The organism is Pseudomonas bijieensis (assembly GCF_013347965.1).
Lineage (GTDB): Bacteria > Pseudomonadota > Gammaproteobacteria > Pseudomonadales > Pseudomonadaceae > Aquipseudomonas > Aquipseudomonas bijieensis.
This window is the reverse complement of record NZ_CP048810.1, coordinates 3,872,040-3,897,679: the sequence shown is the minus strand read 5'-3', so window position 1 is coordinate 3,897,679 and position 25,640 is coordinate 3,872,040. Positions and strand designations below refer to the sequence as shown.

Below are 25,640 nucleotides of genomic sequence, written 5' to 3'. Positions count from 1 at the left end.
CGAGGGGATAAATCCCCTTGCCACAAAGTGGTGTTTTTCTATATGAGTAAAATGAATATGAACTTGAATAAAAGATATTGTTAAGGAATAAAAAATATCGGTATTGTCCGCCTCACGCCAGCGATAGCACTTCACTGGCACTCCCACATTTGGCCGTCGTCCATGACGACAGTGATTTTCGATAAGGACACTGCATGAAAAAGGTTCTGTTGTTCACCGCATTGGCGGCAGCCCTGACCTCGGGCCTGGCCCAGGCCGCGGAAAAACTGGTGGTGGCGGCTACCCCGGTGCCTCACGCCGAGATTCTTGAACTGATCAAGCCAGCCCTGGCCAAAGAAGGCGTTGACTTGGAGATCAAGGTCTTCACCGACTACGTCCAGCCCAACGTCCAGGTTGACCAGAAGCGCCTGGATGCCAACTACTTCCAGACCCTGCCGTACCTGAAAAACTTCAACGAAGGTAAAGGCACCAACCTGGTGACCGTGATCGGCGTTCACGTCGAACCGTTCGGCGGCTACTCGAAGAAGTACAAGAAGCTGGCTGATCTGCCAAACGGCGCGACCATCGCGCTGCCCAACGAAGGCAGCAACAGCGGCCGTGCCCTGATCCTGCTGCAAAAGGCTGGCCTGATCGAGTTGAAAGACCCGAAAAACGCTTTGGCGACCCCGAAAGATATCGCCAAGAACCCGCACAACTTCAAGTTCAAGGAGCTGGAATCGGCCATGCTGCCGCGTGTGCTGGACCAGGTCGACCTGGACCTGATCAACACCAACTATGCCCTGGAGGCGGGTCTTAACCCGGCCAAGGATGCCTTGGTGATCGAAGGTGCGGATTCGCCTTACGTCAACTTCCTGGTAGCCCGTCCGGACAACAAGGACAGCCCGGCCATCCAGAAACTGGCCAAGGCCTTGACCAGCCCGGAAGTGAAGGCGTTCATCGAGAAGAAATACAGCGGCGCGGTACTGCCGGCGTTCTGATTGGTGCGCTAAACCCTTTCACGGTTTCAAGCGCCGACGGCTGATACAGCGTCGGCGTTTTTTTGTGCTCGAGATCCCGTGGGGGGAGGTTATTTATTTGAGACGAGTCGAACCTGTTCTGTGGCGAGGGGATAAATCCCCTCGCCACACTAGTGTCAGGCCACCCTGGTCTTCAACGCCCTGCGCAACGCCACCAACAATTTCAGTATTTCCTGCGGTTCCAGTCGCTGCGGCACTTTTACGTCAGCCATGTCTTCTTCCTTGTAATGGTTCGGGGATTTCGGACAAAAGTCCTCCCTGCGACGCAAAGAAAAATAGTCGGCTTTGCCCATCGCGGCAAATCGAGGGAATAGTTTTTTGTGTGATATCAATATGCTTTAACGGTATTTAAATTGCGCTTCTTATACCTTTAAAGTCAGCTCCTGCCGAGCAGCTATCCGCTGCCCATGGACCGCACTACCGCCGCTTACCGAGCGGCGTCCAGGATGTTCAATGAACTTCGATTACGCTTTTATCCTCAGCACCCTCCCGGCGTTTCTCAAGGCCGTGGGCGTGACGTTGCAGGTCGGCCTTATCGCCATCGCCACATCGCTGCTGGTGGCGCTGGTCAACGCAACGATCCTGGTGTCGCGCACACCTTACCTGCAACGCCTGGTGGGGCTGTATGTGGAACTGGCGCGCAACACGCCGCTGCTCATCCAGCTGTTCTTCGTCTACTTTGCCTTGCCGGCGTTGGGTATCAAGGTCTCGGGGTTTGCGGCGGCGATCATTACCATGACGTTCCTGGGCGGTGCCTACCTCACGGAAGTGCTGCGTGCGGGTGTGGACGCGGTGCCCCAGGCGCAATTGGAATCCGGTCGCTCCATCGGGCTGTCCCATGGGCAGTTGTTGCGCTACGTGATCCTGCCGCAGGCCGGGATCCTCAGCCTGCCATCGCTGTTCGCCAACTTCATTTTCCTGCTGAAGGAGACCACCGTGGTCTCGGCCGTAGCGGTGCCGGAGATTCTCTACACCACCAAAAGCTACATCGCGCTCTATTACAAGACCTACGAAATGCTCGCCGTGCTGACGCTGATTTGCGTGCTGCTGTTTTTGCCGTTGTCGCTGCTGCTCAGCCGTCTGGAAAGGAGGCTCCAGCATGGCCAGTTCGGGTCTTGAATTGTTGTGGGTGTCGTTGCCGCAACTGGGCAAGGGCGCTGCGCAAACCCTGTCGATTTCCTTGCTGAGCATCGCCATCAGCACCGTTGGCGGCGTGCTTTACGGCGTGTTGCGTACGTTGGGCGTGAAGTGGCTGGACGTCGTCCTGCGGGTCTACCTGGAATTGTTCCGGGCGATCCCGGTGCTGGTCTGGTTGTATTTGCTGTTCTTCGGCCTGCCGATCTTTTTCGGCCTGAGCCTTCCAAGTTTTTGGTGCGCGGTGCTGGTGCTGTCGTTGTGGGGCGCCAGTGAAGTCGGGGAAGTGGTGCGCGGAGCCTTGCATTCGTTGCCGCGCGGCCAGCGCGAGGCGGGCTTGTCCATTGGCCTGAACGGTCCGCAACTCTACGGCCATGTACTGCTGCCGCAAGCGCTCAAACGCATGACGCCGCCAACCATCAACGTCTACACGCGCATCATCAAGACCAGCTCTCTGGCCGTGCTGATCGGCGTGGTGGATGTGATCAAGGTCGGCCAGCAGATCATCGAGCGTACCTATGAATCCGTGCTGATCTACGGCGCGCTATTCCTGTTTTTCTTTTTCATCTGCTACCCGCTCTCGGCCGCCTCGCGCGTGCTGGAGCGGCGCTGGACGCAAGCATGAGCGCATTGATCGAGTTCAAGGGTTTCAACAAGTTTTTCGGCGAGCAGCAGGTGCTGGACGGCATCGACCTGCAAGTGAAGGCCGGCGAAGTGATCGTCGTCCTCGGCCCCAGTGGGTGCGGCAAAAGTACCTTGCTGCGTTGCCTCAATGGGCTGGAAGCGGCCCACAGCGGCAGCCTGAGATTCGCCGGTCGCGAGTTGCTGGACAAGGGCACCGACTGGCGTGAAGTACGACAGCGGATCGGCATGGTGTTCCAGAGCTACCACCTGTTCCCGCACATGAGCGTGCTCGATAACCTGCTGCTCGGCCCGGTCAAAGTACAGAAACGCGACCGCCGCGAAGCACGCGACCAGGCCGAAGCCCTGCTGGCCCGGGTGGGCTTGCTGGACAAGCGCGATGCCTTTCCACGCCAGCTCTCCGGCGGCCAGCAGCAACGCATCGCTATCGTTCGCTCGCTGTGCATGAACCCCAAGGTCATGTTGTTCGACGAGGTCACCGCCGCCCTCGACCCGGAAATGGTCAAGGAAGTGCTGGAGGTCATCCAGGGCCTGGCCCGCGAAGGCATGACGCTGTTGATCGTCACCCACGAAATGGCCTTCGCCCGGGCCGTGGCTGACCGCATTGTGTTCATGGATGCTGGGCGAATCCTTGAACAAAACCCTCCCGAGATTTTCTTTACGAACCCGCAAACCGCACGAGCGCAGCAGTTCCTGGAGAAGTTCTCCTACGTCGCCGCACTACCCAAAACGACTCAAACAAAGGAACTGCAACTGTCATGAAAACTGCCAAGTCTTCTCTGCTGCTACTGCCGCTGCTCGGTCTTGCACTGCTGGCCGGCTGCAATAAAACCGAAGAACCGCCAAAGCCGAAAACCGCCAGTCAAAGCACCGCGCCGGCCAGCTACCTGGACAAAATCAAGGCGCGGGACAAATTGATCGTCGGGGTCTTCACCGACAAGCCACCGTTTGGCTTCGTCGATGAGGCCGGGCGTTATGTCGGCTTCGATACCGACATTGGCCGTCGATTCGCCAAGGACCTGCTCGGCGATGAAAACAAGGTCGAGTTCGTCGCGGTCGAGCCGGCGAGCCGGATTCCGTTCCTGCAAAGTGACAAGGTCGACCTGATCCTGGCCAACATGACCGTGACCCCGGAGCGCAAGGAAGCGGTGGAGTTCACCAACCCGAATCTGAAAGTCGCCGTGCAGGCACTGGTGCCACAGGCCAGCGAAGTGAAAAGCCTCGATGACCTGGCGACCCGTACCACCATCGTCACCACCGGCACCACGGCGGATATCTGGCTGACCAAGAATCACCCGGATTGGAAACTGCTCAAGTTCGAGAAGAACTCCGAGTCCCTGCAAGCCCTGGCCAACGGTCGTGGCGACGCCTATGCCCAGGACAACCTGGTGCTGTTCAGTTGGGCCAAGCAGAACCCGGGTTATCGCGTGCTGGCGCAGACACTGGGCGCCGAAGCGCCGATTGCGCCGGCGGTGAAGAAGGGCAATGTCGAGCTGCGTGATTGGGTCAATGCCGAGTTGGCGAAGCTGGGTGAAGAGAAATACCTGCTCAAGCTGTACGACCAGTATGTGCGCAAGGAATTGAGCGATGACACCAAGCCTGAGAGTGTGATTGTCGAGGGTGGCAAGTGGCAGGGGTGATTTCCTGACAGTTGCAGCGCCTCAAGGACCGCATCGCGAGCAGGCTCGCTCCCACATTGGCCGGCGGAGGGCGGAAGATTTGCGGTCGAGCACCATTCCCCTGTGGGAGCGAGCCTGCTCGCGATTCGGTTTATCTGGCGCTGATTAATCCGGCCAATGCCAAGCCGGTTCATCCAGCGCCCGCTGCCCGACAATCCCGGTCTGTCCAAGCTCCTTTTCCAGCACGATGCAATTGCAGTCCTCATCCTGCTCCAGTGCGGCGATCAGGCGCGTGGCGTGGGACACCACCCAGACCTGGCAATTGGCTGAAGCGCGGATGATCAACCGCGCCAAGGCCGGCAACAGATCCGGGTGCAAGCTGGTTTCCGGTTCGTTGAGCACCATCAGCGAGGGTGGGCGCGGGGTGAGCAGGGCGGCCACCAGTAACAGATAGCGCAGGGTTCCGTCGGACAGTTCGGCGGCGGACAGCGGCCGCAGCAGGCCGTGCTGTTGGAACGCGATGGCGAAACGTCCGCCTTGCAGTTTCTCGATGCGCAGGTGGGCACCGGGGAACGCGTCGCCGATGGCGGCATGCAAGGCCTCGACGTCACCGATTTCAAGGATGGTCTGCAGGGCGGCGGCCAGGTCGCGTCCGTCGTGGTGCAGTACCGGCGTGCGGGTGCCCAGTTGCGGTTGGCGCACTGGCGCGTCGGCGTCGCTGCGGAAATGGTCGTAGAAGCGCCAGCGACGAATGAACTCGCGCATCTGCAGGACCTCCGGCGAAGTGCGCAGGCTGCCGACCTGGTCGAACAGGCTGTCGAAGGTCGGCGTGTGCTGGGCCAGCACATCCCATGAACGGCCTTCGCGGGCACGGATCATCGGCCCGTTGCGATCCACCAGCAGGCTGGCCGGCCGAAACACCGGACCGGCCCAGATGCATTCACGCTTGATCTCCGGATCCAGCGAAAACGCTGAAAGACTGGGTTCCGGCAGGCCCAAGGCAATCGAATAGCTGAAGTCTTCACCGGCGAATCCCAGGCGCAAGCGCTTGGTGCCCTGGCGCACAACTGCCTGGACCGGCACCTCGCCGTTGCGCATGCGGCGGCTGATTTCTTCCGGGCCGGCCCAGAAGGTCGAGTCCAGTCCGCCTTCGCGGGCCAGGGCGTTGACCACTCCACCCTGGGCCGTCTCGGCCAACAGACGCAGGGCTCGGTACAGATTGGACTTGCCGCTGCCGTTGGGGCCGGTGATCAGGTTCAGCCGGCCCAGGGGGATGACCAGTTTGTTGATGGATCGATAATTGGCCACCGCCAGGGTCTTGAGCATGCGCAGGCTCCTACAGGGAGGCGATCAGTGTGCCTGATCTGCGGCACCTATTGTATTCGTTGAACCCTGTTCTAAGCTCACAGTCGTATCGTCACTGGTACGTCCGTACAGCGCATAGGAGTCTGCATGGCTGGTCCCCGAATCAAACTGGTAGTTGGCCTGGGCCTTTGCGCGCTACTGGCCGGATGCGGTGATGAAAAGCCTGCGGAAAAAGCCCTGCCACGGGTCTTTGTGCAGCAAGCCGTGCCCAGCGAATACGCCGCCTCGGTGACCCTGACTGGCGATGTCCAGGCGCGGGTACAGGCCGACCTGTCGTTTCGTGTGGGCGGCAAGATCATCGAGCGCAAGGTCGATGTCGGCGACCGAGTCTCGGCCCGGCAAATACTGGCCCGGCTCGATCCCCGTGACTTGCAGACCAATGTCGACTCCGCCGAGGCCCAGGTGGCCGCCGAGCAGGCGCGGGTCAAGCAGAGTGCGGCGGCCTTCGTGCGCCAGCAGAAACTCCTGCCCAAGGGCTATACCAGCCAGAGCGAATATGACGCGGCCCAGGCCCAACTGCGCAGCAGCCAGAGTGCGCTGACCGCCGCCCAGGCCCAACTGGCCAACGCTCGTGAACAACTGAGCTACACCGCACTGATTGCCGAGGCACCGGGCATCATCACCGCGCGCCAGGCTGAAGTCGGCCAGGTGGTGCAGGCCACGGAGCCGATCTTCAGCCTGGCCCGGGACGGCGAACGCGACGCGGTGTTCAACATCTACGAATCGCTGTTGAGCGAACCGCCGTCGGATCCTGCCATCACTATCAGTCTGCTGGATAACCCCGCCATCAAGACCACTGGCACGGTACGCGAGATCACCCCGGCGGTGTCTGCCCAGACCGGCACGGTGCAGGTCAAGGTCACCCTCAATGATTTACCCGAAGGCATGCGCCTGGGGTCGGTGGTCAGCGCCACGGCCAAGTCCGCCGGCAAGACTGCCTTCGAACTGCCTTGGTCGGCCCTGACCAAGAACCTCAGCGACCCGGCCGTGTGGCTGGTGGACGGTGAAGGCAAGGCGCAGTTGCATACGGTGACGGTAGGCCGCTACCTGACCGGCAAGGTCATCATCAGCGACGGCCTCAAGGGCGGCGAGAAAATCGTCACCGCCGGCGGGCAATTGCTGCACCCCGGCGTACGCGTCGAGATCGCTGAAAACACCCATGAAAAATCCACGCCGGGAGCCCAGCCATGAAGCGTTTGTGGATGATCTCGGCCGGACTCTTGCTGGCCGCCTGTTCCAAGGAGGAAGCACCGCCCGAACCGGTGCGTCCGGTGTTGTCCGTCGAGGTCCGGGCCCTCGACCAACAGGCGCTTGGACGGTTTGCCGGCAATATCCAGGCGCGTTACGAGAGCAACGTGGGCTTCCGTGTGCCGGGGCGGATCGCCAGCCGCAATGTCGATGTCGGCGCCGAAGTGAAGAAAGGCGACCTGCTCGCCACCCTCGATCCCACCGACCAGCAGAACCAGTTGCGCGCCGCCCAGGGCGACCTGGCGCGGATCGAGGCGCAGTACATCAATGCCCAGGCCAATGCCCGTCGCCAGCAACAATTGTTCGACCGTGGCGTCGGCGCCCAGGCGCAGTTGGACATCGCCCAGACCGACTTGAAAACCACTGGCGCGTCCCTCGAACAGGCCCGCGCCTCGGTGGAGCAGGCCCGCGACCAACTCAACTACAGCGAGCTGCGCACCGACCACGACGCGATCGTCACGGCCTGGAATGCCGAAGCCGGGCAGGTGGTCACCGCCGGCCAGCAAGTGGTGACCCTGGCCCGTCCGGACATCAAGGAAGCGGTGATCGACCTGCCGGCCGGGTTGGTCGAACGCCTGCCCGCGGACGTGGTGTTCGAGGTCGCCGCGCAATTGGACCCGAGCATTCATACCACCGCCACCGTGCGCGAGATCGAACCCCAGGCCCAGAGTGCCACCCGTACCCGTCGCGCGCGCCTGACGCTGGCCGATACACCACCCGGCTTTCGCCTGGGCACGGCGATCAGCGTGACCCTGAGTTCGACCATCGAGCCACGCATCGAGCTGCCACTTAGCGCGCTGCAAGAAGTCGACGGCAAGGCCCGCATCTGGTTGGTCGACCCGCAGAACCAGACAGTCTCGCCCCGTGACGTGCGGATTCTCGAACGTTCGGCCGACTCGGTGCTGGTGGCCAACGGCATCAAGGCTGGCGACCGCGTGGTCAGCGCTGGTGTGAACAGTCTCCAGCCGGGGCAGAAAGTGAAACTCGATGAGGACGCACGATGAAAGGGCCTTTCAACCTGTCCGAATGGGCCCTGCGGCATCAGTCGTTCGTCTGGTACCTGATGTTCGTTGCGCTGTTGATGGGCGTGTTTTCGTACATGAACCTGGGGCGCGAAGAAGACCCGTCGTTCACCATCAAGACCATGGTTATCCAGACCCGTTGGCCCGGTGCGACCCAGGAGGAAACCCTCAAGCAGGTCACTGATCGCATCGAGAAGAAACTCGAAGAACTCGACTCCCTCGACTACGTCAAGAGTTACACCCGTCCGGGAGAATCGACGGTGTTCGTGTACCTGCGCGATACCACCGGGGCCAAGGAAATTCCCGAGATCTGGTACCAGGTGCGCAAGAAGATCAATGACATTCGCGGCGATTTCCCTGACGGCTTGCAGGGGCCTGGTTTCAATGACGAATTCGGCGACGTGTACGGTTCGGTGTACGCCTTCACCGGCGACGGCCTGTCGATGCGTCAGTTGCGCGACTACGTGGAACAGGTGCGCGCCGAGATCCGTGACGTACCGGGCCTGGGCAAGGTCGAGATGGTGGGCGAGCAGGACGAAGTGCTGTACCTGAACTTCTCCACGCGCAAACTCGCGGCCCTGGGCATCGATCAACGCCAGGTGGTGCAGAGCCTGCAATCGCAGAACGCGGTCACGCCTGCCGGGGTCATCGATGCCGGGCCCGAGCGGATTTCCGTGCGCACGTCCGGGCAATTCCAGTCGGAAAAGGACCTGGCCAACGTCAACCTGCGGCTCAATGACCGCTTCTATCGACTGGCCGACATCGCCGACATCCGTCGTGGCTACGTCGACCCCGCCACACCGATGTTCCGTTTCAATGGCACGCCAGCCATCGGCTTGGCTATCGCGATGAAGAAGGGCGGCAACATCCAGGATTTCGGCAAGGCGTTGCATGCGCGCATGAGCGAGCTGACCGCCGACCTGCCGGTGGGCGTTGGCGTGCATACCGTGTCGGACCAGGCCGAAGTGGTGGAGGAGGCGGTCGGTGGCTTCACCAGCGCCTTGTTCGAGGCGGTAATCATCGTCCTGCTCGTCAGCTTCGTCAGTCTCGGCATACGGGCCGGGCTGGTGGTGGCCTGCTCGATTCCGCTGGTGCTGGCGATGGTCTTCCTGTTCATGGAGTACAGCGGCATCACCATGCAGCGGATTTCCCTCGGCGCCTTGATCATCGCCCTCGGCCTGCTGGTGGATGACGCGATGATCACCGTGGAGATGATGGTCACGCGCCTGGAAAAAGGCGACAGCAAGGACCAGGCCGCGACGTTCGCCTATACCTCGACCGCGTTCCCGATGCTCACCGGGACCCTGGTGACCGTGGCCGGTTTCGTGCCCATTGGCCTGAACGCCAGTTCCGCCGGTGAGTACACCTTTACCCTGTTCGCGGTGATCGCCGTGGCAATGCTGGTGTCGTGGATCGTCGCGGTGCTCTTCGCCCCGGTGATTGGCGTGCACATCCTCAGCACCAACGTGAAACCCCACAGCGCTGAGCCGGGTCGGATCGGCCGGGCCTTCAACGGTGGCCTGCTGTGGGCGATGCGCAATCGCTGGTGGGCCATTGGCATCACCGTGCTGCTGTTCGTGCTGGCGGTGTTTTGCATGCGCTTTGTGCAGAACCAGTTCTTCCCGTCCTCGGACCGGCCGGAAATCCTGGTGGACCTCAACCTGCCGCAAAACGCTTCGATGGACGAGACCCGCAAGGTCGTCGATCGCCTGGAGGCGAGCCTCAAGGGCGACCCGGACATCGAGCGCTGGAGCACTTACATCGGCGAAGGCGCCATTCGTTTCTACCTGCCGCTGGACCAGCAATTGCAGAACCCGTACTACGCGCAACTGGTGATCGTCAGTAAAGGCCTGGAGTCGCGCACCGCCCTCACCGAACGCCTGCAAAAGCGCCTGCGTGAAGACTTCGTCGGCATCGGCAGCTACGTGCAGGCCCTGGAAATGGGCCCGCCGGTGGGTCGGCCGATCCAGTACCGGGTCAGCGGCAAGGACATCGACCAGGTGCGCAAGCATGCGATCGAGCTGGCTACCGAACTGGACAAGAACTCGCACATCGGCGAAATCATTTACGACTGGAACGAGCCGGGCAAGGTGCTGCGCATCGACATCGCCCAGGACAAGGCGCGGCAACTGGGCTTGTCTTCCGATGACGTGGCCAGGCTGATGAACAGCATCGTCAGCGGGTCTCCAGTGACCCAGGTCGATGACGATATCTACTTGATAAATGTGGTGGGCCGGGCCGAAGACGCCGAACGCGGCTCACCGGAAACCCTGCAAAATCTGCAGATCGTCACCCCGAGCGGCACCTCGATCCCGCTGCTGGCGTTCGCCACGGTGGGCTATGAACTGGAGCAGCCGCTGGTGTGGCGTCGCGACCGCAAACCGACCATCACCATCAAGGCGGCGGTGCGCGATGAAATCCAGCCCACCGACCTGGTCAAGCAGCTGCAACCGGCCATCGACAAGTTCGCCGCTGGCCTGCCGGTGGGCTACAAAGTCGCCACCGGTGGTACGGTGGAAGAGAGCAGCAAGGCCCAGGGGCCGATCGCCAGTGTCGTGCCGCTGATGCTGTTCTTGATGGCGACCTTCCTGATGATCCAGCTGCACAGCGTGCAGAAACTGTTCCTGGTGGCCAGCGTCGCGCCCCTGGGCTTGATCGGCGTGGTGCTGGCGCTGGTGCCGACGGGCACGCCCATGGGTTTTGTGGCGATCCTCGGGATCCTCGCGTTGATCGGCATCATCATCCGTAACTCGGTGATCCTGGTGACCCAGATCGACGAGTATGAACGTGACGGCTACGAGCCCTGGGATGCGGTGGTGGAGGCCACCGAACACCGGCGTCGGCCGATCCTGCTGACGGCGGCCGCGGCGAGCCTGGGGATGATCCCGATTGCCCGGGAAGTGTTCTGGGGGCCGATGGCCTACGCGATGATTGGCGGGATCATCATCGCCACCCTGCTGACATTGCTGTTCCTGCCGGCGCTGTATGTGGCCTGGTACAAGATTCGCGAGCCCAAGCGTGATTGATCTTGTTTTTTGGGGCTGCTGTGCAGCCCATCGCGAGCAAGCTTTGCTCCCACAGCAGATCTGCTGTGAGTTCAAAACGCTGTATTCACAAAGCGCCAACTGTGGGAGCAAAGCTTGCTCGCGATAGGGCCCGTCCAGCCACCTAAGACTTCTTATTTACGCAACAACCGCAACCCATTGAACACCACCAGCAAACTCACCCCCATGTCGGCAAACACCGCCATCCACATGGTGGCGAAGCCGGCGAAGGTCACCCCAAGGAAGATCGCCTTGATGACCAACGCCAGGGCAATGTTCTGTTTCAGGATGCTTGAAGTCTGCCGCGACAGGCGAATGAAGGCTGGGATCTTGCGCAGATCATCGTCCATCAAAGCCACATCAGCGGTTTCGATGGCCGTGTCGGTGCCGGCCGCCGCCATGGCGAAGCCGATTTCCGCGCGGGCCAGGGCCGGTGCGTCGTTGATGCCGTCGCCGACCATGCCGACGCGGTGACCCAGGGTGTACAAGTCTTCGATGGCTTGCAGCTTGTCCTCCGGCAACAAATCTCCGCGGGCCTGATCCATGCCCACCTGGGCGGCGATCGCTTCAGCGGTGTGGACGTTATCGCCAGTGAGCATCAGGGTCTTGATGCCCAGGTCATGCAGCTCCCGAATGGCTTCGCGGCTGGAATCCTTAACGGTGTCCGCCACGGCAAACAGCGCCAAGGGGCCTGTACTGTCGAGCAGCAGCACCACGGACTTGCCTTGTTTTTCCAGGGCGAAGAGTTTTTCTTCCAGCTCGGGAGAGCACAGGCCCAGGTCCTCCACCAGGCGATGATTGCCCAGGTGGTAGGTCTGGCCACCGATGTCGCCGCGAACGCCGCGCCCGGCCAGCGCCTCGAAGTTATCCACAACCTGCTGTGCCAGATGCTTATCCACAGCTGCGTGGGCAATCGCTCGGGAAACCGGATGGTCGGAGCGCGCGGCGAGGCTGGCGGCGAGGGCCGGGGCGGTGCTTTCCACGGTGGGGTCCAGCGCCACATAGTCGGTTTGCACCGGCTTGCCGTGGGTGAGCGTACCGGTCTTGTCCAAGGCCAGGTAGTCGAGCTTGTAGCCGCCCTCCAGGTACACGCCGCCTTTGACCAGGATGCCTTTGCGCGCCGCGGCGGCGAGGCCGCTGACGATGGTCACGGGTGTGGAAATCACCAGTGCGCACGGGCAGGCCACCACCAGCAGCACCAGCGCCCGGTAGATCCAGTCGAACCATGCCGCGCCCATGAACAGCGGTGGGATGACGGCCACGGCCAAGGCCAGGATGAACACCGCCGGGGTGTAGATTTTCGAGAACTGATCGACGAAGCGCTGGGTCGGCGCGCGGGAGCCCTGGGCCTGTTCCACTGCGTGGATGATTCGCGCCAGAGTGGAGTGATCGGCCGCCGCGGTCACGGTGTACTCCAGTTCGCCGGCCTGGTTGATGGTACCGGCGAACACTTTGTCGCCGACGGTTTTTTCCACCGGCAGGCTTTCGCCGGTGATCGGTGCCTGATCGATGGTGGAGCGTCCGGCGACCACGTCACCGTCCAGGCCCACGCGCTCGCCGGGGCGCACTCGCACGCGCGCGCCGAGGGCGAGAGCCTTGACCGCCTGTACCTGCCAACTGCCATCGGCTTGTTGCACGGTGGCTTGCTCTGGGGCCATTTGCATCAGGCCGCCGATAGCATTGCGCGCCCGGTCCAGGGATTTGGCTTCGATCAGTTCGGCCACGGTGAACAGGAACATCACCATCGCCGCTTCCGGCCATTGGCCGATCAACACCGCACCGGTCACGGCGATGCTCATCAGCGCATTGATGTTCAGGTTGCGGTTCTTCAGGGCGATCCAACCCTTCTTGTACGTACCCAGGCCGCCGCTGAGGATCGACACCAACGCCACCAGCGCGACCACCCAGTTTGGCGCGGCGTTGGTGAAGTGAATCACCTCGGCGCCCAGGGCTGTCACGCCGGACAACGCCAGCGGCCACCAGGGCTTGGCTGGGGCGGGCAGGTCGTTGGTTTCTGGTTTCTGGCCCGGGGTCAGTGGGTCGGCCTGCATCCCCAGGGACTCGATGGCCTTGATGATTGGCGCGTCGCTGGGCAAATCGTGGGTCACGCCCAGCACGCGGTTGATCAGGTTGAATTCCAGTTGCTGCACGCCTTCGAGCTTGCCGAGCTTGTTCTGGATCAGCGTCTGTTCGGTGGGGCAGTCCATGGCTTCGATGCGAAAACTGCTCAGCCGCGCACCGTCCGTCGGCGTCTTGCCGAGGTTGACCACCGCAGGTGCCGCTTTCGACGCGCAGCAGGAATGCCCGTGGTCATGGTCGTGGGCGGGTTTGTGGATATGGAGGGAGTCGCTCATCGGGTACGTCCGTGAAAAGTGCCTGTTGCGCAGTAAAGACCCTGTAGCCACTATAGGGTCAAGCACCTATTTGGAAGGCTGCACCATGAAGATCGGAGAACTGGCGAAAATCACCGATTGCCAGGTCGAGACCATCCGCTATTACGAGCGCGAAGGCCTGCTGCCGGAACCGGCCCGCAGCGATGGCAATTACCGCGTCTATACCCAGGCCCATGCCGAGCGGCTGACGTTCATCCGCAACTGCCGCACCCTGGACATGACCCTGGAAGAAATCCGCAGCCTCCTGGCCCTGCGCGACAGCCCCCCAGGACCAGTGCGAAAGCGTCAACGCGCTGATCGACGAACACATTCAGCACGTGAAGGCTCGCATCGATGGCCTGTTGGCCTTGCAGACACAACTGATCGACTTGCGCCATCGCTGTGGCGAAGGGCCGGACCTGGATCAATGCGGGATCTTGCAGCGCCTGGAGGTGAGCGGGGCGGTGGCGCCGGAGGTGGAGCATTCACATGTGGGCAGGAGTCATGGGCATTGAGCCGATCTTGGAGCTCATGCCGATTCAATGTGGGAGCGAGCCTGCTCGCGATAGCGGTGGGTCAGTCACATAAGCATTGAATGTGAGGACGCTATCGCGAGCAGGCTCGCTCCCACAAGGGGAGGGGTGGTGTGGCTTAGACCGCCATCGGCGCAGTCATCGGCGCGTGGTGCTGGTAGCCTTCGAGGGGAGAAGTCGCTCGGCTCCACGAGTTCCAGCCACTCAGGCTGGTACACACCGGTCTTGGCGAACTCCGGCACGCGCTCGGAAATCACCAGTTTCGGCATCGGGAACGGCTCGCGCTTGAGTTGTTCGTTGAGCATGTCCAGGTGGTTTTCGTAGACGTGGGCATCACCAATGAAATAGGTGAACCAGCGCGGCGTGTAGCCGGTCAGGCGGCCGATCAGGCTCAGCAGCGCGGCGCCTTCGGTGAGGTTGAACGGCGTGCCCAGGCCCAGGTCGTTGGAGCGGATGTAGAGGGTCAGGGAAATTTCCCTGGTCTCGACATTCGGGTGGAACTGGTAGAGCAGATGGCACGGCGGCAGGGCCATTTCATCGAGCTGGGCGCAGTTCCAGCCGTGGAACAGGATACGGCGGCTGCCCGGGTCCTTGATGATGGTGTCGACGCACTGGCGAACCTGGTCGATGGCCTTGTACAGCACCACGTAGGCCTGGCCGTTTTCTTCGCCTTCGGCGATCTGCCGGTAGCCTTGGGCCAGGGTTTGCTCGATGGCCGCCGGGTTGCTCGAAGGGATCTGTTTGTAGGCCGGCCATTTGCGCCATTGCACACCGTAGATCTCGCCCAGGTCGTCTTCGCCCTGGCGGAACGGGTTGGCCAGCCACTGGGCGTTTTCGTTGGCGTTCTGGTCCCAGACCTTGCAGCCCAGGGCGCGGAATTCGGCGGCGTTGTTGACCCCACGCAGAAAACCGCACATCTCGCCGATGGCCGATTTGAAGGCCATTTTGCGGGTGGTGATGGCCGGGAAACCGTCCTTCAGGTCATAGCGCAGCATGGCGCCGGGAAAGCTGATGGTGTTCACGCCGGTGCGGTTGGCTTGCTTGGTGCCGTTCTTGATGACGTGGGCCACCAGATCGAGATATTGCTTCATGGGTTACCTGTGTCCTTGAACCCGGGGCCAGCGCCCCGGGGTTCGAATTTTAAACCTTGGCCGCCGCAGCTGGCGCGCGATGATAGGCCAGCCAGATCAGCGCCAGGCCGCCGACGATCATCGGCAGGCACAACACCTGGCCCATGGTCAGCCAGTTCCACGCCAGGTAGCCGAGCTGGGCGTCCGGTACGCGGACGAATTCGACGATGAAGCGGAAGATCCCGTAGAACAGCGCGAACATGCCCGATACCGCCATGGTTGGCCGCGGCTTGCGCGAGAACAGCCAGAGGATCAGGAACAATGCCACGCCTTCGAGGGCGAACTGGTACAACTGCGACGGATGGCGCGGCAACTGTGCCGGGTCACTGAACGGCGGGAAGATCATCGCCCACGGCACGTCGGTCGGCTTGCCCCACAACTCGGCGTTGATGAAGTTGCCGATGCGCCCGGCGCCCAGGCCAATCGGCACCATTGGCGCGACGAAGTCCATCAGCTCGAAAAACGACTTGTTGTTGCGCTTGCCGAACCACAACGCCGCCAGCATCACGCCAATGAACCCGCCGTGGAACGACATGCCGCCCTTCCAGACCTCGAAGATCAGCGTCGGGTTGGCCAGGTAGGCGCTCAGGTCATAGAACAGCACGTAGCCCAGGCGCCCGCCGACGATCACGCCCATGGACAGCCAGAACACCAGGTCGGAGAGCTTTTCCTTGTTCCAGGTCGGGTCGAAACGGTTGAGCCGGCGCGACGCCAGCAGCCAGGCGCCGCCGATGCCGACCAGGTACATCAGGCCGTACCAGTGGATTTTCAGCGGGCCGATGGCCAGGGCTACCGGATCGATCTGCGGGTAAGGCAGCATTGATATTCCTCGTAAACGTCAAAAATACCCGGGCGACGCTGCCACCTCGGGATTAAGCCAGGATTGCGTCAGAACAGGAAACTCAAGCCGACGCAGAACAGCAAAGCGGCGAACAGCCGTTTGAGCAAGCGCGGCGACAGACGATGGGCCAGCCGCGCACCGAAACGGGCGAAGACCATGCTCGTCAGGGCGATGCCCAGCAACGCCGGCAAATACACAAAACCGAGACTATGGGCCGGCAACAACGGATCGTGCCAGCCCAGAATCATGAAACTTAATGCGCTGACCACGGCGATGGGCAGCCCGCAAGCCGATGACGTCGCGACCGCTTGCTGCATCGGCACGCTGCGCCAGGTCAGGAACGGCACGGTCAGCGAACCGCCGCCAATGCCGAAGATCGCCGAGGCCCAGCCGATCACCGTGCCGGCCAAGGTCAGGCCGCCCTTGCCTGGCACCGTACGGCTGGCCTTGGGCTTGAGGTCCAGGGCCAATTGCGCGGCGACGACCAGGGCGAACACGCCGATGATCCTCTGCAGGTGCGGGCCGGAAATCGCTTCGGCGGTGATCGCGCCAAAACCGGCACCGATCAGGATGCCGACGGTCATCCAGGCGAACACTGGCCAGCGCACCGCGCCCTTGCGCTGATGCTCGCGTACGGCGTTGACCGAAGTGAAGATGATCGACGCCAGCGAGGTGCCGACGGCCAGGTGCGTCAATACCTGCGGGTCGAAGCCTTGCAAGGTGAAACTGAACACCAGCACCGGGACGATGATGATCCCGCCCCCCACGCCGAACAACCCAGCCAGCACGCCGGCGCAGGCGCCGAGCAGCAGATAGAGCAAAAATTCCACCAGCGTCTCCCCGCCCATCCCCGAAATAAGAGCGGCATGGTAACGGATCCAGGGCCTTGGGCTCTACTGAAGGCGATGGATGTGGCGGCGATGTCTGGGTAGAGTGATCACAGCATTTGGCACGAAACCTTGTGGCGAGGGGATTTAGCGAAACGTCGCCCCGCCCCGCTTTGTGGGAGCAAGGCTTGCCCGCGATGGCGGCGCTACGGTCTTTCAGAAATCGAGGCGCCTGTTTCGCGAGCAAGCTTTGCTCCCACACAGTGCCTCCCACAAAAACTGTGTCTGGCTTTATTCTTTCAACCGATTGGCATTGTTAACGGGATTACCTGATGTGCCTGATCGTATTTGCCTGGCGCCCCGGCCACGCCCAGCCATTAATCGTGGCGGCCAACCGCGACGAGTTCTACGCCCGGCCGACCTTGCCCCTGGCCCAGTGGCCTGACGCGCCCCAGGTCCACGCTGGTCGCGACCTGGAGGCCGGCGGCACCTGGCTTGGCGTTGGCGCCGAGGGTCGCTTTGCCGCCCTGACCAACATCCGTGACCCGGGCCAGTTGCCGGCATTCAAGTCTCGCGGTGAGCTGGTGGCGCGGTTCCTGACCGGAAATCTCTCGATTGCCGAGTACTTGAGCGAAGTCGTGCCCCGCGCCAGCGAGTATGGCGGGTTCAACCTGCTGCTCGGCGATGGCTCCGAGCTCTGGCACCACAACGCCCGTGATGTTCGGCCACAGCGACTGGCCGAAGGCGTCTATGGTTTGTCGAACGCCGGGCTGAACACGCCATGGCCCAAGCTGCTCAAGGCCCGGGCGGCGCTGGCCGAGGTGCTGGACGATCCGCAGCCCCAGGCGCTATTGGCGCTGCTGAACGACCCGCAACCCGCCCCGGTGGCTGAGCTGCCGGATACGGGCGTTGGGCTGGCGACCGAGATGCTGTTGTCGAGCGTGTTCATCGCCAGCCCGGCTTATGGGACGCGGGCGAGCACGGCGTTGATTGTCCATGCCGATGGGACACGGCATATGGTCGAGCGCAGTTTCGGGCCGCATGGGGGGCATTTGGGGGAGGTCGAGGTCAGGGTCTAGCTTTGTGGTGTCAGGTCTGGCCCTATCGCGAGCAAGCTCGCTCCCACTGTGGATCGGCGGTGAACACATATTGTGTGAACAACCGAGATCCCCTGTGGGAGCGAGCCTGCTCGCGAAAGGGGCGCTACAGATTCAGAGGGTTTTGTTCGAAGCCGGATTGATCATCCGCGCCAACCCAAGGTTCTTCAGTGCCAATTGCAAGGAGCTGTGGATCACCTGCGGGTTGTCGATGGTCATCACCTCGGCCAGCAACTCCTGGGCCTTGCTGAGGTTGATCTGGCGCAGCATCCACTTCACTTTCGGCAGGTTGGTGGCGTTCATCGACAGGCTGTCGAAACCCATCGCCATCAGCAGCACCGCCGCTGCCGGGTCACCGGCCATTTCGCCGCAGATGCTCACCGGCTTACCTTCGGCATGGGCGTCACGCACCACGTTCTGCAAGGCTTGCAGCACGGCCGGGTGCAGGTAATCGTACAGATCGGCGACCCGTGGGTTGTTGCGGTCCACGGCCAGCAGGTACTGGGTCAGGTCGTTGGAACCCACCGACAGGAAGTCCACCTGCCGCGCCAGTTCCTTGGTCTGGTACACCGCTGCCGGAATCTCGATCATCACGCCCACCGGCGGCATCGGCACGTCGGTGCCTTCGTCGCGCACTTCGCCCCAGGCCCGGTGGATCAGGTGCAGGGCTTCTTCCAGTTCATGGGTGCCGGAGATCATCGGCAACAGGATGCGCAGGTTGTTCAGGCCTTCGCTGGCCTTGAGCATGGCGCGGGCCTGGACCAGGAAGATTTCCGGGTGATCGAGGGTCACGCGAATGCCGCGCCAACCGAGGAACGGGTTGTCTTCCTTGATCGGGAAGTAGGACAGGGACTTGTCGCCGCCGATGTCCAGGCTGCGCATGGTCACCGGTTGCGGGTGGAACGCGGCCAGTTGTTCGCGGTAGATCGCCAGCTGTTCCTTTTCACTCGGGAAGCGCTGGTTGATCATGAACGGCACTTCGGTGCGGTACAGGCCCACACCCTCGGCGCCACGTTTCTGTGCCCGGGCCACGTCGGCCAGCAGGCCGGTGTTGACCCACAGTGGCATGCGGTGGCCGTCGAGGGTCACGCAAGGCAGGTCCCGCAGCGCGTCCAGGCCCAGGGACAGTTGTTTCTCTTCCTCCACCACATCGGCGAACTGCTTGCGCAGCACGTCGCTGGGGTTGGTGTAGACCTCGCCGTGGTAGCCATCGACGATCATCTGGATGCCGTCGACCTTGGAGTACGGCAGGTCCACCAGGCCCATCACCGTCGGGATGCCCATGGCCCGGGCCAGGATCGCCACGTGGGAGTTGCCCGAGCCCAATACCGAGACCAGCCCCGCCAGCTTGCCTTCCGGCACTTCGCCGAGCATGGCCGGGGTCAGCTCTTCGCTGACGAGGATGGTGTTATCGGGGTAGACCAGGGTCTGCTGGCGTTCCTGCTGCAAATAGGCCAACAACCGGCGGCCAAGGTCCTTGACGTCGGAGGCACGCTCGCGCAGGTAGGCGTCGTCCATCAGTTCGAAACGGTTGACGTGGTCGGTCACCACTTGGCGCAGCGCGCCCTGGGCCCACTGGCCGGTCTTGATGACGGTGGTCACTTCGCTGCCCAGGGAGGCGTCGTCGAGCATCATCAGGTAGACGTCGAACAGCGCGCGCTCTTCAGGCCGCAGCTGCGTCGCCAGCTTGGCCGACAGGGCGCGCATGTCGGCCCGTACGCCTTCGATGGCGGTCTTGAACAAGCCCAGCTCGGCATCGATGTCGGTGATGGCCTTGTCCGGCACCACGTCGAGGTCGGCGGGCGGCAGCATGACCACCGCCGTGCCCACCGCCGCGCCCGGTGAGCCCGGTACGCCGACGAACTTGGCTTCCTGGATACCCTTGCCCTGGCGACCCAGGCCGCTGATCGAGCCGGTGGCCTCGGCGTGAGCGATAACCCCGGCCAGTTGCGCGCTCATGGTCACGAGGAAGGCTTCTTCCCCCTCGTCGAACTGGCGGCGCTCTTTTTGCTGGATGACCAATACGCCGACAACGCGGCGGTGGTGGATGATCGGTGCGCCGAGGAACGAGGCGTAGCGTTCTTCCCCGGTTTCGGCAAAGTAACGATAGCGCGGGTGATCCGCGGCGTTTTCGAGGTTCAGGGGTTCTTCGCGCGTGCCGACCAGGCCGACCAGACCTTCATTGGGCGCCATGCTGACCTTGCCGATCGAGCGCTTGTTCAAGCCCTCGGTGGCCATCAGCACGAAACGGTTGGTCTCGGGGTCCAGCAGGTAGACCGAGCAGACCTGGCTGCCCATGGCCTCTTTGACGCGCAATACAATAATCCCCAACGCCGCCTTGAGATCCTTGGCGGAGTTAACTTCCTGGACGATCTTGCGCAGCGTATTGAGCATGGCTCGGGGTCGAACTCCGTCGTCAGTCGCGCGTCAGCAGGCGCGGGGCAAGCTCTTTGAGAGCGCGTCGATACACTTCGCGCTTGAATGTCACCACCTGGCCCAACGGATACCAATAGCTGACCCAGCGCCAGCCATCGAACTCCGGTTTACCGGTCAAATCCATCCGCACCCGTTGCTCGTTGGAGATCAGGCGCAGGAGAAACCATTTCTGCTTCTGGCCGATACACAGCGGTTGGCTGTGCGTGCGGACCAGGCGTTGCGGCAAACGATAGCGCAACCAGCCTCGGGTGCAGGCGAGTATTTCGACATCTTCTCGCTCAAGCCCCACTTCTTCGTTCAACTCGCGGTACAAGGCCTCTTCCGGCGTCTCCTGGGGGTTGATCCCGCCCTGGGGAAACTGCCAGGCGTCTTGATTGATACGGCGAGCCCATAGCACCTGCCCTGCATCATTCGTAAGAATGATCCCCACATTGGGGCGGAAACCATCGGGGTCGATCACGGCAACAACCTCGCAAACGCATGTCGCCGCATTGTTCCACAAAGGTTGTGAAAGCAGCAACGAGCCCGCCTAGCTTATGTGCACTCTTGTGAAAAGTACGTATTCTGGACGCCTTTCTTCAGATTTTTCAGCGAGTAACTGCAATGCGGCTGGCTTTATTCGACTTGGACAACACATTGCTGGGCGGCGACAGCGATCACGCGTGGGGCGATTACCTGTGCGAGCGCGGTTTCCTGGATGCTGTCACTTACAAGGCACGCAACGACGAGTTCTACCAGGATTACCTGGCCGGCAAGCTCGACAACGCCGAGTACCTGAACTTTTGCCTGGAAATCCTCGGTCGGACCGAAATGCACGTGCTGGCGCAGTGGCACCTGGACTACATGCGCGACTGCATCGAGCCAATCGTGTTGCCCCAGGCCGTCGAATTGCTGGAAAAGCACCGCGCCGCTGGCGATAAGCTGGTGATCATCACTGCCACCAACCGCTTTGTCACCGGGCCGATTGCCGAACGCCTGGGTGTGGAAACCCTGATCGCCACCGAGTGCGAGATGATTGATGGGCGCTACAGCGGGCGCAGCGCCGACATCCCGTGTTTTCGCGAGGGCAAGGTGACCCGATTGAACCGTTGGCTGGAAGAGACCGGGCATTCGCTCGACGGCAGCTATTTCTACAGTGATTCGATGAACGACTTGCCGTTGCTGGAGGTGGTGACGCATCCGGTGGCGGTGGATCCGGATCCGAATCTGCGGGCCGAGGCCGAAAGACGTGGTTGGCCGGTGATTTCGTTGCGCGGCTGATAGGGCTATCGCGAGCAGGCTCGCTTCCACAGGGATTTTGTAAACAACGCAAATCTAGTGTGGAGCGAGCCTGCTCGCGATGAGGTCAGCGCGGTCTAAACCTTTAAACCGGCTTGGCCCCCATCAACCCCGCAATGGCGACAAAGCAGACAACGCTGAATAGCGCCAAGGCAAAGGTGAACTTCCCGCTACCTCCCGGCGCCTTGCGCAATTTGTTCAGCCGCACCACCAGCCAGAACCCCGCCAGCGCCGCCAAGGTGTAGAGCACGCTGGAAGCCAGCAACCAGGTCTGCCCCAGTGGCCAGCCGACCTGGTGCACCATCCACCAGCCCGTGAATGGAAGGCTCGCCAGTGCAAGGATCATCACCAACCAGATGAACAGCCGCGGGCGTTGCAGCGTACGAGCCGCCGCCGTGGCATCGCCGTTGCGGCGCGTGCGCCAGACCCAGATGGCCAGCCCCAGGGCGCCCGCCAACAGCAATACCGTGGCGACGATGTGAGCGATCTTCAGCGTGGTCAGTGTTTCCATTGTTCGATTTCCTTAAGTCCTGCTCACAGCCTAGCCCGGCTTTATCAACCCAGGAACAACTGATAGGCCGGGTTATCGCTTTCATCCCAGTACGGGTAGCCGATTTCTTCCAGGGCGGCTGGCACCAGGTGGCGCTCATCGTGAGGCACTTGCAACCCGGCGACCACACGGCCATCCGCCGCACCATGGTTGCGGTAGTGGAACATCGAGATATTCCAGCGCCCACCCAGCTTGTTGAGGAAATTGAACAGTGCGCCCGGGCGTTCCGGGAATTCGAAGCGCAACACCACTTCGTCGATGACGTGTGCCGCGTGCCCGCCCACCATGTGGCGGATGTGCAACTTGGCCAGTTCGTTGTCGGTCAGGTCCAGCACCGGGAAGCCTTGTTCGGTCAGGCTGGCGATCAGCGCGCTGCGTGGGTCGTTTTCCGGGTGGGTCTGCACGCCGACGAAGATGTGCGCTTCACTGCCGGTGTTATAGCGGTAGTTGAATTCGGTGATCTGGCGTTTGCCGACGGCTTCGCAGAACGCCTTGAAGCTACCTGGCTTCTCAGGGATGGTCACGGCGATGATCGCTTCGCGGCCCTCGCCCAGTTCGGCGCGTTCGGCCACGTGGCGCAAGCGGTCGAAGTTGACGTTGGCCCCGGAGTCGATGGCCACCAGGGTCTGGCCGCTGACGCCCCGTGACTCGACGTATTTCTTGATCCCGGCCACGCCCAGGGCGCCGGCAGGTTCGGTGATCGAGCGGGTATCGTCGTAGATATCCTTGATGGCGGCGCAGATCTCGTCGGTGCTGACGGTGATGACTTCGTCCACGTAGTGTTTGCAGATATCGAAGGTGTGCTGGCCGATCTGTGCCACGGCGACGCCATCGGCGAACAGCCCCACGGTCGGCAGCACCACGCGCTCACCAGCGGCCATGGCCGCTTGCAGGCAATTGGAGTCGTCCGGCTCGACGCCGATGACCTTGATGTCCGGGCGCAGGTATTTCACGTAGGCTGCGATCCCTGCGATCAGCCCGCCACCGCCCACCGGGACGAAGATCGCATCCAGGCGCCCGGGGTGCTGGCGCAGGATTTCCATCGCCACCGTGCCCTGCCCGGCAATGGTGTGGGGGTCGTCATAGGGGTGGATGTAGACGTAGCCTTTTTCGTCGACCAGTTTCAGCGAATAGGCCAGGGCTTCGGGGAACGAATCGCCATGCAGCACCACTTTGCCGCCCCGCGAGCGCACGCCTTCGACCTTGATTTCCGGGGTGGTCTTGGGCATCACGATGGTGGCCTTGACGCCCAGCACCTTGGCCGCCAGGGCCAGGCCCTGGGCGTGGTTGCCCGCCGACGCCGTGACCACGCCGCGTGCGCGTTCTTCGTCGCTGAGCTGGGTCAGCTTGTTGTAGGCCCCGCGAATCTTGAACGAGAACACCGGCTGCAAGTCTTCACGCTTGAGCAAAATGCTGTTGCCCAGCCGCTCGGAGAGCTGGCGAGCGGTCTGCAACGGGGTTTCTACGGCAACGTCATAAACGCGCGAGGTGAGGATCTTTTTGACGTACTGTTCAAGCATCGGAAAGCATCACTGAGCGAGTTGGGCAGGGCCAAGGAGTCTAACCCGGCTTTTGGCTGGGCGACCACACGAATCCCAAGGTTTTGTTGGGTTATACTCGCGCCCCTCTTTACTTCCTGCCCGCTTTCGGAGCCCGCATGACCCAGGATCAACTCAAACAGGCCGTGGCCCAGGCCGCCGTCGACCTCATCCTCCCGAAACTGGATGACAAGAGCATCGTCGGGGTCGGTACCGGCTCCACGGCCAACTGCTTCATCGACGCGCTGGCTCGCCACAAGGGCGCGTTCGACGGCGCGGTCGCCAGTTCCGAAGCCACCGCCGCGCGCCTCAAGGGCCACGGGATCCCGGTGTATGAACTCAACACCGTGAGCGACCTGGAGTTCTACGTCGATGGCGCCGACGAAAGCGACGCGCACCTGAACCTGATCAAGGGCGGTGGCGCGGCCCTGACGCGCGAGAAGATCGTCGCGGCCGTGGCCAAGACCTTCATCTGCATTGCCGACGCCAGCAAACTGGTGCCTGTGCTCGGCGCATTCCCGTTGCCGGTGGAAGTCATCCCGATGGCCCGCAGTCATGTGGCCCGCGAACTGGTGAAGCTGGGCGGCGACCCGGTGTATCGCGAAGGCGTGCTGACCGATAACGGCAATATCATCCTGGACGTGCACAACTTGCAGATCACCAACCCGGTGGAACTGGAAAGCCAGATCAACGCCATCGTCGGCGTGGTCACCAACGGTTTGTTCGCGGCTCGTCCGGCGGATGTGCTGTTGCTGGGAACCGCTGAAGGGGTGAAGACCCTGCGGGCTGAGTAAGTCGACGAAATAACCTGCTCTTTTGAGTGAAGTATTCCCCTGTGGGAGCGAGCCTGCTCGCGATAGCGGTTTATCCGACACATCAATGTCGGCTGACACACCGTTATCGCGAGCAGGCTCGCTCCCCACATTGGGTTGTTGTGGTGTTTCAGGGCGAGTGCATCAAGGCTGCGGCTTCTTGAACACATAGAACAGGTTCGGCTCGCTCACCACATACAGGTTGCCGTCGTCGTCCATGGCCAGGCCTTCGGCCTGCGGCACGGTTTTCTGCAGGCCCTGGCGGCCTTTGCTCAACGACAGCGTGCTCAACGGCCGGCCGTCTATATCCAGCTCGATAATCAACCGCGACTCATCGGACAGCGCCAGCAAATGGCCGCTGCGCTCGTCGTATTGCAGGCTTGAAAGGTCGCGCACGAACAGCCCGGCATCGCGCTTGGGGTTGTTGATCACGTGGACCGCGTAGGATTTTTCCGGATTGTGGTGGGGAAACCCATGCACTTCATAAATCAGCATCGGGTCGCGTTCCTTGGCCACGAACAGCCGTTTGCCCACCGAATCGTAGGCCAGCCCTTCGAAGCCTTTGTTGCCGCTCATGTGCACGCCGAGGGTCATCTGCTCGGCATCGGCGGCGTCGAGGAATTGGGTGTCGTCATCCAGGTGAATCTTGATCAGGCGCTGCTGGCGCTCGTCAGTGATGACGTAAGTGTCTTCGCTGATGAACTCCACCGCCTCTGGATCGCCAAAGCCGATCAGCGCGATGCGCCGCAAAATCTTGCCGTCCAGGGACAATTCGATCAGCTCGGCATTCTTGTTGGTGACGGTGAACAGGCTCTTGCGTACGGGATCGAACGTCAGCGCTGAAACGTCATCGTCCAGGCCTTCGATCACCTGCGCCTCGACCGTGACCCGGTACTGGTCCAAGGCGATGGCCTGTTCGCTGGTGGTTTTCCAAAGGGTGTTGAGATTGAACCAGGCGCGTTCGAACAGACGCAGGTGCTGACCGGCTGCGATCAGGAAGATCAGCACCAGGGTCAGCAGTATCAGGACCAGGGGTTTGGGGCGGGCGAGTCGACGCATGTTGGGGTGGGCTCGGATAAGAACAGGTGGGTGGAAATACCACGGCTGCCTGAACTGAAGCTTAATGGCTGTGTGCC

General features: G+C 62.0%; 20 protein-coding genes and 2 pseudogenes. 12 read left to right on the top strand and 10 right to left on the bottom strand.

Annotated features, from left to right (window positions below; translation table 11 throughout):
• Positions 1 to 194 precede the first annotated feature (194 nt).
• The 5 genes from GN234_RS17060 to GN234_RS17040 all read left to right on the top strand — a co-directional run bounded on the left by GN234_RS17060 (position 195) and on the right by GN234_RS17040 (position 4,432).
• Positions 195 to 977, top strand: a complete 783-nt coding sequence (locus GN234_RS17060) for a MetQ/NlpA family ABC transporter substrate-binding protein (RefSeq protein ID WP_109751877.1) — start codon at positions 195 to 197, stop codon at positions 975 to 977.
• A gap of 492 nt (positions 978 to 1,469) precedes the next feature.
• Positions 1,470 to 2,135, top strand: a complete 666-nt coding sequence (locus tag GN234_RS17055) for an amino acid ABC transporter permease (protein WP_092446076.1) — start codon at positions 1,470 to 1,472, stop codon at positions 2,133 to 2,135.
• Entirely contained in the window at positions 2,116 to 2,775 is a 660-nt protein-coding gene (locus GN234_RS17050; protein ID WP_109751878.1) for an amino acid ABC transporter permease, read from the top strand. Before GN234_RS17055 ends, GN234_RS17050 begins: the two co-directional genes overlap by 20 nt.
• Positions 2,772 to 3,554 (top strand): amino acid ABC transporter ATP-binding protein, encoded by a 783-nt coding sequence (locus GN234_RS17045; protein ID WP_116833920.1) that lies wholly within the window; start codon positions 2,772 to 2,774, stop codon positions 3,552 to 3,554. Before GN234_RS17050 ends, GN234_RS17045 begins: the two co-directional genes overlap by 4 nt.
• Complete coding sequence (locus GN234_RS17040) at positions 3,551 to 4,432, top strand: transporter substrate-binding domain-containing protein (protein WP_109751880.1); 882 nt, start codon at positions 3,551 to 3,553, stop codon at positions 4,430 to 4,432. Before GN234_RS17045 ends, GN234_RS17040 begins: the two co-directional genes overlap by 4 nt.
• Positions 4,433 to 4,576: 144 nt before the next feature.
• On the opposite strand, the gene GN234_RS17035 is transcribed toward GN234_RS17040, so the two are convergent.
• Positions 4,577 to 5,737, bottom strand: a complete 1,161-nt coding sequence (locus tag GN234_RS17035) for an AAA family ATPase (RefSeq protein WP_109751881.1) — start codon at positions 5,735 to 5,737, stop codon at positions 4,577 to 4,579.
• 126 nt (positions 5,738 to 5,863) lie between these two features.
• Here GN234_RS17035 and GN234_RS17030 point away from each other — a divergent pair, with 126 nt between their 5' ends.
• Genes GN234_RS17030 through GN234_RS17020 form a run of 3 tightly spaced genes read left to right on the top strand, consistent with a single transcriptional unit; the run spans position 5,864 to position 11,072 of the window.
• Positions 5,864 to 6,967, top strand: a complete 1,104-nt coding sequence (locus GN234_RS17030; protein ID WP_109751882.1) for an efflux RND transporter periplasmic adaptor subunit — start codon at positions 5,864 to 5,866, stop codon at positions 6,965 to 6,967.
• Complete coding sequence (locus GN234_RS17025; protein WP_109751883.1) at positions 6,964 to 8,028, top strand: efflux RND transporter periplasmic adaptor subunit; 1,065 nt, start codon at positions 6,964 to 6,966, stop codon at positions 8,026 to 8,028. Before GN234_RS17030 ends, GN234_RS17025 begins: the two co-directional genes overlap by 4 nt.
• Positions 8,025 to 11,072, top strand: coding sequence for an efflux RND transporter permease subunit (locus GN234_RS17020; protein ID WP_116833923.1), 3,048 nt, complete (start codon positions 8,025 to 8,027; stop codon positions 11,070 to 11,072). Before GN234_RS17025 ends, GN234_RS17020 begins: the two co-directional genes overlap by 4 nt.
• A 152-nt stretch (positions 11,073 to 11,224) precedes the next feature.
• Here the strand turns inward: GN234_RS17020 and GN234_RS17015 are convergent, their stop codons facing one another.
• Entirely contained in the window at positions 11,225 to 13,444 is a 2,220-nt protein-coding gene (locus GN234_RS17015; RefSeq protein WP_176688806.1) for a heavy metal translocating P-type ATPase, read from the bottom strand.
• 85 nt (positions 13,445 to 13,529) lie between these two features.
• Between GN234_RS17015 and cadR the strand changes: the two are divergent.
• A pseudogene (gene cadR, locus GN234_RS17010) lies at positions 13,530 to 13,977 on the top strand (Cd(II)/Pb(II)-responsive transcriptional regulator).
• Between the two features lie 136 nt (positions 13,978 to 14,113).
• Here the strand turns inward: cadR and GN234_RS17005 are convergent.
• The 3 genes and pseudogenes from GN234_RS17005 to GN234_RS16995 form a co-directional block, all read right to left on the bottom strand.
• Positions 14,114 to 15,086, bottom strand: a pseudogene (locus GN234_RS17005) (thymidylate synthase).
• A gap of 49 nt (positions 15,087 to 15,135) precedes the next feature.
• Positions 15,136 to 15,945 carry a prolipoprotein diacylglyceryl transferase gene (gene lgt / locus GN234_RS17000; RefSeq protein WP_003196626.1) on the bottom strand — a complete coding sequence of 270 codons (810 nt, stop codon included), beginning with the start codon at positions 15,943 to 15,945 and terminating at the stop codon, positions 15,136 to 15,138.
• A 68-nt stretch (positions 15,946 to 16,013) separates the two neighbouring features.
• Complete coding sequence (locus tag GN234_RS16995; protein WP_109752344.1) at positions 16,014 to 16,796, bottom strand: sulfite exporter TauE/SafE family protein; 783 nt, start codon at positions 16,794 to 16,796, stop codon at positions 16,014 to 16,016.
• Between the two features lie 329 nt (positions 16,797 to 17,125).
• Between GN234_RS16995 and GN234_RS16990 the strand changes: the two genes are divergently transcribed.
• Positions 17,126 to 17,872: an NRDE family protein gene (locus tag GN234_RS16990; protein WP_116833925.1), complete on the top strand. Its 747-nt coding sequence runs from the start codon at positions 17,126 to 17,128 to the stop codon at positions 17,870 to 17,872.
• 132 nt (positions 17,873 to 18,004) lie between these two features.
• On the opposite strand, the gene ptsP is transcribed toward GN234_RS16990, so the two are convergent.
• Together ptsP and GN234_RS16980 are read right to left on the bottom strand one after the other, a co-directional pair.
• Positions 18,005 to 20,284 carry a phosphoenolpyruvate--protein phosphotransferase gene (gene ptsP, locus GN234_RS16985; protein ID WP_116833926.1) on the bottom strand — a complete coding sequence of 760 codons (2,280 nt, stop codon included), beginning with the start codon at positions 20,282 to 20,284 and terminating at the stop codon, positions 18,005 to 18,007.
• Between the two features lie 22 nt (positions 20,285 to 20,306).
• On the bottom strand, positions 20,307 to 20,786 hold the full coding sequence (locus GN234_RS16980; RefSeq protein ID WP_003186867.1) for an RNA pyrophosphohydrolase: 480 nt from the start codon (positions 20,784 to 20,786) through the stop codon (positions 20,307 to 20,309).
• Between the two features lie 143 nt (positions 20,787 to 20,929).
• Here GN234_RS16980 and GN234_RS16975 point away from each other — a divergent pair, with 143 nt between their 5' ends.
• A complete protein-coding gene (locus tag GN234_RS16975) occupies positions 20,930 to 21,586 on the top strand; it encodes a histidinol-phosphatase (RefSeq protein ID WP_109751889.1) in 657 nt (218 codons plus the stop codon).
• Positions 21,587 to 21,689: 103 nt separating this feature from the next.
• On the opposite strand, the gene GN234_RS16970 is transcribed toward GN234_RS16975, so the two are convergent.
• Entirely contained in the window at positions 21,690 to 22,115 is a 426-nt protein-coding gene (locus tag GN234_RS16970; protein ID WP_109751890.1) for a DUF2269 family protein, read from the bottom strand.
• Positions 22,116 to 22,159: 44 nt separating this feature from the next.
• A complete protein-coding gene (ilvA, locus tag GN234_RS16965; protein ID WP_109751891.1) occupies positions 22,160 to 23,674 on the bottom strand; it encodes a threonine ammonia-lyase, biosynthetic in 1,515 nt (504 codons plus the stop codon).
• 137 nt (positions 23,675 to 23,811) lie between these two features.
• On the opposite strand from ilvA, the gene rpiA reads away from it, so the two are divergent.
• Positions 23,812 to 24,486 (top strand): ribose-5-phosphate isomerase RpiA, encoded by a 675-nt coding sequence (gene rpiA / locus GN234_RS16960; protein WP_109751892.1) that lies wholly within the window; start codon positions 23,812 to 23,814, stop codon positions 24,484 to 24,486.
• A 162-nt stretch (positions 24,487 to 24,648) separates the two neighbouring features.
• Here rpiA and GN234_RS16955 read toward each other — a convergent pair whose 3' ends face one another.
• Positions 24,649 to 25,563 (bottom strand): SdiA-regulated domain-containing protein, encoded by a 915-nt coding sequence (locus GN234_RS16955; RefSeq protein ID WP_109751893.1) that lies wholly within the window; start codon positions 25,561 to 25,563, stop codon positions 24,649 to 24,651.
• Positions 25,564 to 25,640 lie beyond the last annotated feature (77 nt).